The organism is Mycolicibacter sinensis, from assembly GCF_001667945.1.
Classification (GTDB): domain Bacteria; phylum Actinomycetota; class Actinomycetes; order Mycobacteriales; family Mycobacteriaceae; genus Mycobacterium; species Mycobacterium sinense_B.
In genome coordinates, this window is the sequence record NZ_LZJK01000050.1 from 1 (window position 1) to 11,454 (window position 11,454).

General features: G+C 63.2%; 4 protein-coding genes. All 4 read left to right on the top strand.

Annotation, left to right across the window (positions count from 1 at the left end; genetic code table 11):
• Positions 1-292: 292 nt before the first annotated feature.
• Positions 293-1,564, top strand: coding sequence for a hypothetical protein (locus A5694_RS06295; protein WP_207515934.1), 1,272 nt, complete (start codon positions 293-295; stop codon positions 1,562-1,564).
• 169 nt (positions 1,565-1,733) lie between these two features.
• Positions 1,734-2,879, top strand: a complete 1,146-nt coding sequence (locus tag A5694_RS22425) for an STAS-like domain-containing protein (RefSeq protein WP_165605190.1) — start codon at positions 1,734-1,736, stop codon at positions 2,877-2,879.
• A gap of 82 nt (positions 2,880-2,961) precedes the next feature.
• On the top strand, positions 2,962-9,234 hold the full coding sequence (locus tag A5694_RS06300; protein ID WP_064920985.1) for a DEAD/DEAH box helicase: 6,273 nt from the start codon (positions 2,962-2,964) through the stop codon (positions 9,232-9,234).
• Positions 9,235-11,439, top strand: coding sequence for a 3'-5' exonuclease (locus A5694_RS06305; RefSeq protein WP_064920986.1), 2,205 nt, complete (start codon positions 9,235-9,237; stop codon positions 11,437-11,439). It begins immediately after the preceding gene.
• Positions 11,440-11,454 lie beyond the last annotated feature (15 nt).

Genomic DNA, 11,454 nt, shown 5'->3' on the forward strand with positions numbered 1-11,454 from the left:
TCAGCGACACACCCGATACCAAGTCCAGCACCGTCTGCCCCGACCCCCGAAACCCCACCACCCCAGGGGACTCACCCCGAAGGACCTTCGCCGCGAGACATATCGAAGGCTGCGTCGGCACTGGCAGTTCCGTAACGAACTAAGGTTATTCGAGATCGGACACACACGCGAGTACGGCGTCCACGTGTATGGCGGTCGATCTGAGATCCGGTTTCTGCAAGGAGCGTGGTTATACCACCCGGATACCGTGAGACGCTCCTTCCATCACGACGGCTCTGGCTCGGCGCCCGGAGTGAAGGACGAAGACAGTGGATGGGATCTCCGCCCTCACGCTCAGCGGATCATCGAAGTCGGCGAACCACAACTTGAGACCTGGGCAGCCCTCATCGACGAACCTGGCACGCCGCCTGGTGAGGCTCGCATGCTGTATCCGGTCAACCGGGCCAGCGCGACTGTGCTCGATAAGATTGCGGCTGCACCTCGCCTCGGGGACATCAACTTCGACTGGACGTACGGCTGGAACGAGACGACTGATCGAAAGCGGGGGTTCTTCAGATCTGCGTCGACGCTTCCTGATCGTTGGGAGGATGCCATTCTCCAGGGTCCCCACTTAACCGTTGCCACACCGCTGAATCAGCAACCCAATGCACCGATGCGCCACAGCAAGGACTACTCGACGATTGACCTAGACGCGATCGGTGAGGATCTTATACCGCGTACCAACTACCAGATCGCGAAGCCGTACTCTGAGTACGTCGCCGCCTACCCGAAATGGCATGGCGTACCCAGTTCGGCTTACTTCCGGCTCGCCTGGCGTGAGATGTGCGATACGGCGATGGTCCGAACCTTACATCCGGCACTGCTGCCCGTTGGCCCCAGCCACGTCGGTGGTCTGCTGTCATTGTCGACCAACGAACCCTCAGACCTTGCGGTTATGGCAGGGTTCACGGCGTCAATCGTCGCGGACTTTCTGATCAAGGTCATGGGGGTCGGCCACGTCAAAACCTCATCATTGGGAAAGATCCCCCACATCCGGAACCACCCCCTTGAACACCAACTCATACTGCGCATACTCCGCCTAAATTGCCTTGTCCACCCGTACGCCCCGCTCTGGGGGGAGCTTTACGAGGGTGCATGGCAGCAGGATTCGTGGGTACCGCACATCGGCGTCGACTATGCCGACCGGACCCCGTTGGGTGAGGTCGGCCCGAAATGGGAGTGGGCGACCCCGCTGCGCCGCGCCGTCGACCGCCGGCAAGCGTTGGTGGAGATCGACGCCATCGTCGCGATCATGCTGGGCATCACCGCCGAGGAACTCACCACGATCTACCGCACCCAGTTCCCGGTGCTGCAGAAATGCGAGCGCGACGCCCTCTACGACGCCACCGGACGCCAACTGCCCGGCAAGCTCGCTGCGCAGTACCGAAAGAACGGCGCGCTCAAGGCCGACGAGCTGACCGTCGACGGGGTCACCTACGTCGAACCCTTTGTCAGTGTCGACCGCGAACGCGACATGGAACTTGCGCACAACCACTTTAGTAACACGATGAGGAGTTTAGAATAACGTTGTTATTGGGTCTGAGGTATTGCATCGGCCGATACGATTAATTGCGACACCAAAAATTGCGTGAGGAATGCTTATGTTAGCTCCTTGGGGACCATGGGTTTGGAGAATTCGTGATCTGAGCAGTCCTAAACGGGCTACGCAGCTCCTTGAGACTGCTCGCGCTCACTTGGACCGTGAGCTGATCCTCGATCTGTCCCGCGTCGGTAGCGTGTTTCCGAATGGGGCGGTTCCGTTCGCTGCGAATCTTGCTTTTCTGCGTGCAACCACGAGCCAACGGATCACCGTTCGCATGCCAGACGATTCCCGCCTCCATCACATTGATGACCCCTTGACCGTCGAAAGTTACGATCGGTGGGGTGGTGATACTCTCACGCACTCGGTTTGGAGGTACGACACCGAGTCAGATGCTCAAAAATTGACAAATATGTATATGGAGGCGCTTACTGACCAGGTTCAGTGCGAAGAGGGCGTGATTGACTCGATCACATGGTGCCTCTACGAAGTGATGGACAACGTCTTTGCTCACAGTCATGCGAGTTCTGGTTACGTCATGATGCAGCTCCATAGGGCTGAACGACGGTGCGTGATTGCAGTCGCCGATACTGGGATCGGGATTCCGCGATCCATCGCCCCGGCAATGGATCCGCCAAGGGAAGTCTTGCAGGACCACTCTGCTTTGATCGAGTTTGCGCTTGAACAAGGCGCAACAAGCAAGGGTGGGGCACACCAAGGGAACGGTCTCTATGGCCTGCGGCGAGCGGTCGAGGTCAACGGGGGAGTCTTAAACGTGACTTCGGGTTGGGGGCATTGGACATTTCAGAACGATCAAGTTCGACGAAATACGGATCGATCGCGTGAATTGCCTGACAGAAACAATCATCTGTCAACTCTGGTTGACTGGCAATTGAATTGCGCTCAAAAGGTTCGCATTGACGAAGCGCTCGGTGGCTCGCCGATAAATGATTTTCTGGAGACCATCGAAGACGATGAAGGTATGTATCGTATCTCTGTGAGTGAGATTGAAGAATCTCTTGGCTCCCGAAAACTGGGGTCCGAGATTCGCACTCGTTTGGAGAATTACATGAGCGCTGGCGCGCAGTATGTGACACTTGATTTCAAGGGTGTCGGAGTAGTCTCATCTAGTTTTGCTGACGAGGTGCTGGCGAAGCTCGCCAGTGACATGGGTGAGCTTGAGTATCGCCGCCGCGTGTTCGTGGACAACGCCTCACCTACGAACCGTGCACTGATCGAGCGGGCAATCGCGTTGCGGCTGGCCGAGTCAGAATCGGGACGAGCGTGGCTCTCCGAGTGAAACCTGCTGTGAAGATGACGAATTGTGTCCCAGGCGCGGGCATATTGTCTACCGATATTTCTGTAGGCAGGTAGGTCCGCGTATGGGTGCCTTACTCCCCACACTGCAAGCCGATCACCTGCGCGAAGGCCTGACCGACTACCTGGCCACCACATTCGCACTGACCGATCCGGACGCCCAAGCCGCGCTCACGGACTTCATCGGCGACCCCGACGCCGGCATGTTCAAAGGCCCGTACGTGCGGCTGCGGCTGCCATTCGCCCCCGCCGGTGGTGATTGGAACGATCACCTCGACTGGTGGCCGGAGGGTTTCACTCCGTACGGGCATCAAGCGGCCGCGTTCGAGCGACTGTCCACGAAGTATCGGGACCGGCCGCAACCGACGTTGGTTACTACCGGGACCGGCTCGGGCAAGACCGAGGCGTTCTTGATCCCGATCCTCGATCATGTGCTGCGAGCCAAGAAGGCCGGCGTCACCGGGATGAAGGCGCTGATCCTGTACCCGATGAACGCGCTGGCCAACGACCAGGAGCAGCGCCTGGCCAAGCTGATCACCGGCGATCCGCGCCTGGAAGCCGTCACCGCCGGGCTCTACACCGGCGAACAGACCAGCGGCGGCCGCACCCGAGTCTCCGAACACGGGCTCATCACCGACCGCGCCTTGATGCACGACGCCCCGCCGGACATCTTGCTGACCAACTACAAGATGCTCGACCACCTGCTGCTGCACCCCGGTCGCGCCGAGATGTGGCGGCGCTCCGCGGACTCGTTGTGCTATCTGGTGCTCGACGAATTCCACACCTATGACGGTGCGCAGGGCACCGACGTGGCGATGCTGCTGCGCCGCCTTGGCCTCACCCTCAAAGCCCATTGGACTTCCGCTTCGAAGGAGACCGAAGCCGACCGGCGCCGCCCGCTGGGCAAGATCACCCCGGTCGCCACTTCGGCGACACTGGGGTCCGGTGGTGCGCCGACCGCGATGGTCGACTTCGCCCACACCGTGTTCGGCGAGAAGTTCGGCGATGATGCGGTGATCGGGGAGACCCGCCTGGATGCCGAAGAATGGTTTGCTGAGCGAACCGGGCTGCGCGACAACGAGTTGACTCCGCTGAGCCCGGTGCTGCCCGAAGCATTGGAACCGATCGAGCAAGCTCGGGAGGAGAGCGGCGACAACACTGCCATCGCCGCTGCGGTGTTCGGCGCGCTGTTCGATTCAACTGGGGGAGCTGTCGGCACCGCCGACATGCTCGACCAGATCAAACGTCACGACCTCATCAAGGCTGTGTTGCGCAACGCGGTCGATGCGATCTCGATCGCCGATCTTGCCGTGCGCGTATTTCCACCGGTGGTCGGTGGGCTTGATGCTGGGCGCATCCAAGCCGCTCCGGTGCGGTTCCTGCAGTACGTTCTCGCCTTGCTGTCCCACATTCGGGCCGAAGCCGGCCGCGCCGCACTTGGTGTCGATGTGCACCTGTGGATCCGCGAACTCAGCCGCGTCGACCGTGCGGTGCGAGCGACTGCCGCCTACCGCTGGTCCGATGATGGCACCGCTGCCGATGAATCTGAGCTGTATCTGCCAGCGGTGTTCTGCCGGCATTGCGGACGCTCCGGCTGGGGAGCCCGCTTGGCTCCAACTGGCAGCGCCCTCGATGTCACCGATGAAGCTATCCGTGCCGACCATGCGGCTGGTGCATCCCGATTCCGGGCGTTGATCTCCGCACCTGCCGAAGCCCACATCACCGAGCCGGTGGAGGGCCTGGTCTGGTTTCACCTCGACCACCGCGAACTACAGACCAGCGCACCCGATCCGGATGACCCCGACCGGGTCAACGGTCGGATCCTGCCGGTGCTCACCCTCGTCGGCCCGGATGCCGACGACGAATCCACCAAAGACGTCTGCCCAGCCTGCGGCGGCGTCGACGGCATCCGGTTCCTCGGCGGCGCAGTGGCCACCCAACTGTCGGTGACCCTGTCCAACCTGTTCGGCGACAAGAACCTCGACAACGCCGAGAAAAAAGCGCTGATGTTCACCGACAGTGTCCAAGACGCGGCGCACCGGGCCGGGTTCGTGCAAGCACGCTCCCACAGCTTGAGCCTGCGCACCGCGTTGCGCGGCGCACTCGGCGACGGTGAACTCAACCTCACCGAACTCGCCCAGGCTGTTGTGACTCGCGCTGGCACCGACCCGGTGTTGCGCTACCAGTTGCTGCCACCCGACATCGTCGACCAGGACGCGTTCGTCGCGTTCTGGCAAGCTGGCGCGCATCCCAACACCCGTCGGGCCGCGGAGAACCGAGCCAAGCAGCGGCTGCAATTCGACATCGACCTGGAATTCGGGTTGCAATCGCGCACCGGGCGCACCCTGGAACTCACCGGCAGTGTCGCCGCAGAGGTGTACCTGGGAGCACCCGGGCGGGCGGCAATCATCGGCAGCCATGCCGCCGACAGCGTTGCTACGCAGATCCCATTGTCTGGGGTCGACGATGCCGCCCTGGCCCGGTGGGTGCGCGGCACCGTCGAACGTATCCGGACCCAGGGCGGCATCCACCACGACTGGTTGCGCCGCTACGTCGAGAAGAACGCTAAGCGCTACCACATCTGGGGCGGCCGCCCCCGCGGAAAAGGCATGCCCGCCTTCCCGAAAGGCCGACCCGCACCGGCATTCCCTGCACTCAAATCCGGCAACCATGCATTGCCCGAAGGATTCGACGCGATCACCCCGTCTACATCGTGGTACGCGAAGTGGGCGTCGCAGTGCCTGGGTGTCAGCCCCCACGACGCCGCATTCCTGGCCAAGGCCTTGTTCGCTGAACTGGCCACCGAGCTGGTGCTTAGTGCCATCACCACCGAGACCGGCACCATCGCTTACGGGTTGGCTCCCACCACCATCATGGTGAGCACACCGACCCTGGATGCGTTGCGCGCTGGCCGGCATCTGTTGAGCTGCGACGTCTGCCAAACCCCGGTGCCGGGCAGTGCCACCACCGTCGACGAACTCGACGGTGCACCCTGCCTGCTGATCCGCTGCCCCGGTTACCTGCAGCGTGCCGAGCGGTTCGACAACTTCTACCGGCGGCTCTATAACTCCGGCGAGATGAAACGGGTGGTGGCGCGCGAACACACTTCACTGCTGGACCCCAAGGTCCGCCTCGGCTACGAGAAAGCGTTCAAAGCCGGCGGCACCGATCCGCAAGCACCCAACGTCCTGGTCGCCACCCCCACCTTGGAGATGGGCATCGACATCGGTGACCTATCCACGGTGATGCTTGGATCGCTGCCCCGCTCGGTGGCGTCGTATCTGCAGCGCGTCGGTCGAGCCGGACGACTCACTGGAAACTCGCTGGCACTGGCCTACGTTCGCGGCCGTGGCGAGCACTTGCCGAAACTCTTCGAACCACTCTCGGTGATCCAGGGCGACGTGCGCCCACCGGCGACCCTGCTCAACGCCGAAGAAATCCTGCAACGCCAATACCTCGCCCACATCATCGACCGGCTGGCCCGCGACCCGAACACCGTCGTCCCCAAGGATGCTCGGGCAGTATTCGGGGATACCAGCGACGACGGGTGGCTGGCCACGCTTCTCGACCTCGCGGTTACTCACGCCGATTCGCTGTTGGATGAGTTCCTGCGGCAGTTCGGTGAGCAGATTTCCGATCCCGCTGCCGGGGGTTTGCGAGCCTGGGCCAGCCCGCCGCCGCAGGGTGGGGTCAGTGGACTCACCGCGCATCTGAACGCTGCAGCCCACCAGTGGCGGATCGACCTCGACGAACTCACCCAGCGGTTGAAGTCGGTCGAGGATGAGCTGCCGGAATTCGAGCGGCGCGCCGAATCACCCGCGGCAACCGATGACGACCGGCGCGCCCTGCGGATTGCCAAAGGCTCCCGGAAACTACTGGGCAAGCAGATCACCTCGATCACCACCGACTATTGGATTGCGGTGCTGGAACGCTACGGTGTGCTGCCTAACTACACCTTGCTCGATGATTCGGTGACCCTCGATGCCGGCGTGACGTGGATGGACCCGGACAGCGGTGCCTACCAAGGGGATTCGCTGAGCTACCAGCGGGGCTCGCGAGTTGCGCTGACCGAGCTCGCACCCGGGGCTACCTTCTACGCGCAAGGGTTGGCCGTCACCATCGACGCTGTCGACTTGGGGACCGGCGAATCCAACATCTACTCCTGGCAGCTGTGCCCGCAATGCGGCTGGGCGGCGATCAGCCCATCGAAGATCGCCGCACAGCCGGTGACCAGCTGCCCACGCTGCAACAACACCGCCATCTCCGATGTCAGCCAACACCTGCCGGTTGTCGAGATGACTCGGGTCTCGGCGGAGGTGCGCCGCGACGAGGCCACCATCAACGACAACCGCGACGACCGCAAACGCGAACCCTTCACCGTGGTTACCGCCGCCGACATCGACCCGGCCCACGTCGGCCACACCTGGTTTCGCCCAGACGCGGAATTCGGTGCGCAATACCTGCGCCGCGTCGACATCCGCTGGCTCAACCTGGGCAAGCGGACCTCGCAGGGCAAGCCGCGGACCATCGCCGGACAGGAATCGGCGACCGGGCTGTTTCGGGTCTGCGCATCGTGCGGGCAGCTCGACACTCTGGCCGGCCGCAACACCCGCTACGAACACCGGCCCTGGTGCCGGTTACGGGATGCACCAACTGAGGATGTGCGGGAGATTGCGCTGGCGCGCACGTTGCGCACCCAAGCGGTGCTGCTGCACCTGCCTCCGCAGCTGGAATACGACAGCTTCGGCTATCCCAGCCTGGCTGCGGCACTGCTGCTGGGGTTGCGGCAGGTGATTGGCGGTTCACCGGAACACCTGGCTGCTGTCGTCATACCCGATGCGTTGCGCGCACCCGACCGGCGGGCCCTGTTGCTGCACGACACCGTGCCTGGCGGCACCGGCTATCTGGCCGAATTTGCCGACCACGCCAAGATTTGGGCGGCGTTGGCCGCAGCCCGTGCTGTTGTCGTGGATTGCCCATGCCAGCATGAGGACCGGCTGGCCTGCCACCGCTGCCTGCTGCCGTTCGCCTCACCGCATGAGCTGGACAAGGTGGCCCGAGCGACTGCGTTGAAACTGCTCGATGAAATTCTCGGTGTGCCGCAAGGCGCTAGCCCGAACCTGGCTGACTGGACTGCTGGCATCACCGAAACCGCGCCGCCACCGCCGGCGACCAGCGGTGAATCCTTCCTGGAACGCGAGTTCTACACCGTGTTCCTGGAGCGACTCAAGGGTATTGGCGCCACGGTCGTCGAGAAACCTGGCGTGTACGGGCCATCTGCGACTATCACCGTTCCGGGCGTCAAGCCGCGGAAATGGTCGCTGCGCCCGCAGGTAGCGCTCGGCTTCGTCCAGCCCGACTTCGAGTTGCAGACCGCGGACCCCGACGTGCCGAAGATCGCGATCTTCACGGATGGGCGTACCTTCCACGCGGTGCCAGGCTGCAACCGGCTTGCCGATGATGCCGAGAAACGCGAGAAGTTGCGTGCGATTGGCTATCTGGTGTGGTCGTTTGGGCACGATGACCTGCAACGGTTTAAAGCTGGGGACGTAGCTGATCCGGTGTGGTTCGATAAGACAGCGGCCGACATCGTCACTGGTCAGTTCAACGTGCAACCCGGGCTGGTTCGCCTGCTGTCGAAAGATCCGGTGTCGCAGCTGCTGGAGTTCATGCTCGACCCGGATTTCGACGCTTGGGAGCATTTCAGTACCTGGCTGCCGTACCTGTTCGTCACTGGCAGCAACCGGGCGAAGTCCGACCTGGAGACAGTAGGTGCGGCTGCTCTTGCAGCACTGGATGGGGGTGTGCCATTCCCGGCGTCGGGTGTCGACATGTGCTGGGCGTTCGCCGATGGCGGGGTGGCGGTGACCGCTGGCGTTCATGCTGTATCTGATCCGCCGCGCACGGTGCTCGCCGTCGATGACCGGGATGATCGGCTGGAAATCCTCGACGGCAAAGCTTGGAAGATCTGGCTGCGGCTGTCGAACTGGTTGGGCATCTGCGGCCGGCACCGAATCAGCACGCGCAGTCTGCTGTCGGCTGCGCCGGTTGAAGTTGAGTCGATGGTGGAGAGCGAGCTGGCCGGCGACTGGCAAGTGCTCTACGACGAAGCGGTCAGCGACGCCGAACGTAACTTGATCCGCGCTCTCGCCGATGCGGGTGCTGCGGTACCGATGCTGGGCTTTGAAACCGACAGTGGCGATGTGCTCGACTTCGCGTGGAGCGGTGCGCAGATCGGGGTGGTCTTCGACTCTGCTCCTGCTTTGCCAGGTTGGACACTGTGCCCGCCCGATGCCGGTGAGATCATCGCTGCACTGAAAACGAACGGAGTGATGTAGGTGGCTAACCTGGTCATCGCGTCGAACAGCAAGGCGATGTCCAAGCTGGACGGCTCGGTCAAAAACAAGGTGTACGACTTCTTCGAGAAGCTCACCGCGGACGACACCGCCCCCGGCTTGCACATCGAACCGCTGAAGCTGGCGATCGATCCGCGGGTGCGCACCGGTCGGGTCGACCAGAACTACCGTGCCGTGCTGTTCCGCGTCGACGACAAATCCAACGAGCGCACCTACATCTACATGGGCACCTGGGCGCACGACGAGGCGAACAAGCTCGCCGAACGCGCCACCCTGCGGGTCAACCCAATCAACGGGACGTTGGAGGGGTTGATCGGTGAGCCTGCCGAGTTCGTCGACAAACCGGCGACGGTCGAGACAACTGTTGAAGCACCGCAGCTTTCCTACCTGGCAGGCGTGGGCTACACGCTGGAGGACCTCACGGACCGGCTGGGTTTGGGTGCCGCCGTTGCCGCCCGAGCCATGGCGGCCCGCGATGAGGCTGCGCTGCTGGATGCCGCCGAAGGCGGACTAGATTGGGAAGCCAGTGCCCTGCTGGACCTGGCGACCGGCATCGATATCGACACCATCCGTGAAAAGCACGGCTTCACCGAGCAGCCCGTCGACACCAACCTCGATGAAGACCAGCAGATCATCGAAGCGCTGGAACGCCCGGCTTCGAAGATGCAGTTCGCGTTCATCGAAGGCAACGAGGAATTGCGCCGCGTCATCGAAGGCGGCGACTTCGCCGCCTGGCGCACCTTCCTGCACCCCGAACAGCGCAAGTATGTGGAGCAGAACTACAACGGCGCGTTCCGGCTCTCCGGCGGTGCCGGCACCGGCAAGACCGTCGTCTCCATCCACCGGGCCCGAAGGCTCGCCCACGACAATCCCGACGCCCGGATCATCCTCACCACGTTCAATGCCACACTCGCACAAGGCTTGCGCGCCGACCTGGCGGTGCTCGACCCCGACCTACTCATCGCCGACAAGCCCGGCGACCGTGGCGTTTACGTCGGCGGCCTCGACGCGTTGGGCAAGGCGGTGCTTGATCGATCAGGGGAGACGGCATCCCTTGCCGCCGAACGAATCTTCGGCCGGCGCGTCGACTTCGGCCACAAACGCACCTCCGCCGATGCGGTGTGGCGAGAGGTCATCGGCACCGTCGACTCCGGACTCGATGCCAAGCTGGCCACCCCGACCTTCCTGGAAGGCGAATACGTCGCAGTGGTGCTGGCCAACCGGATCACTGCCCTGGAGCAGTACGCCAAGGTAGCTCGGGCCGGCCGTGGGGTGCGACTGAATCGGCCGCAGCGCATCGCGGTCTGGAAACTGGTGGAGGCGTTCCGGCGGCAAAGCCAGATGGATGAAACCATCAGCTTCCCGGAAGTGCTGGCGTTGGCGGCCGAGGCACTGGCCATCCAGACCGAGAACACCGGAACGCACCTCGTGGACCACGTCGTCGTCGACGAAGGGCAAGACCTACACGCCACCCATTGGGCGCTGCTGCGGGCCCTGGTCGCCGAAGGCCCGAACGACCTGTTCATTGCCGAGGATTCGCACCAGCGGATTTACGGCAGCCCAGTGGTGTTGAGCCGCTTCGGCATCAAGATTGTCGGCCGATCGCGCCGGTTGACGCTGAACTACCGCACCACCGCCCAGAACCTGCACTTCGCGGTCGGGGTGCTCTCCGGTGCCGAATACACCGATCTGGAACAGGGAGTCGAAGACACCAGCGAATACCGATCGGCGCGCACCGGACCCGCCCCGGAGCTGATCGCTTGCACCGACCAGGTTGATGAGCTGGGCAAGGTCGCCGACAAGATCAAGTCGTGGCTAGCCGACGGGGATGTGCAGCCGGAGAACATCGCCGTTTTGACGCGCAGCCAGGACGACCGTGACCGGTTCGTGCGCGGCCTCGGCGAGCGAGGTGTCTCCGCCCGGGCCCTGGACAAGGCGGTCGCCGGGACAGGCCACCCGCTGGTGTTGACCATGCACCGGGCCAAGGGCATGGAGTTCTCCCGGGTGATCCTGGCCGGGGTCGACGACAAGCACGTCCCGCTACCGGCCGCGGTGCGCGCGATCCCCGATGAGGAGCGCGACGAGGCGCTACTGCGGGAGCGCTCTCTGCTGTATGTGGCCAGCAGCCGTGCTCGCGACGCCCTGGTGGTTACGTGGAGTGGAACACGGTCTGAACTTTTGGGGTAGGAACGGCGACGGGCT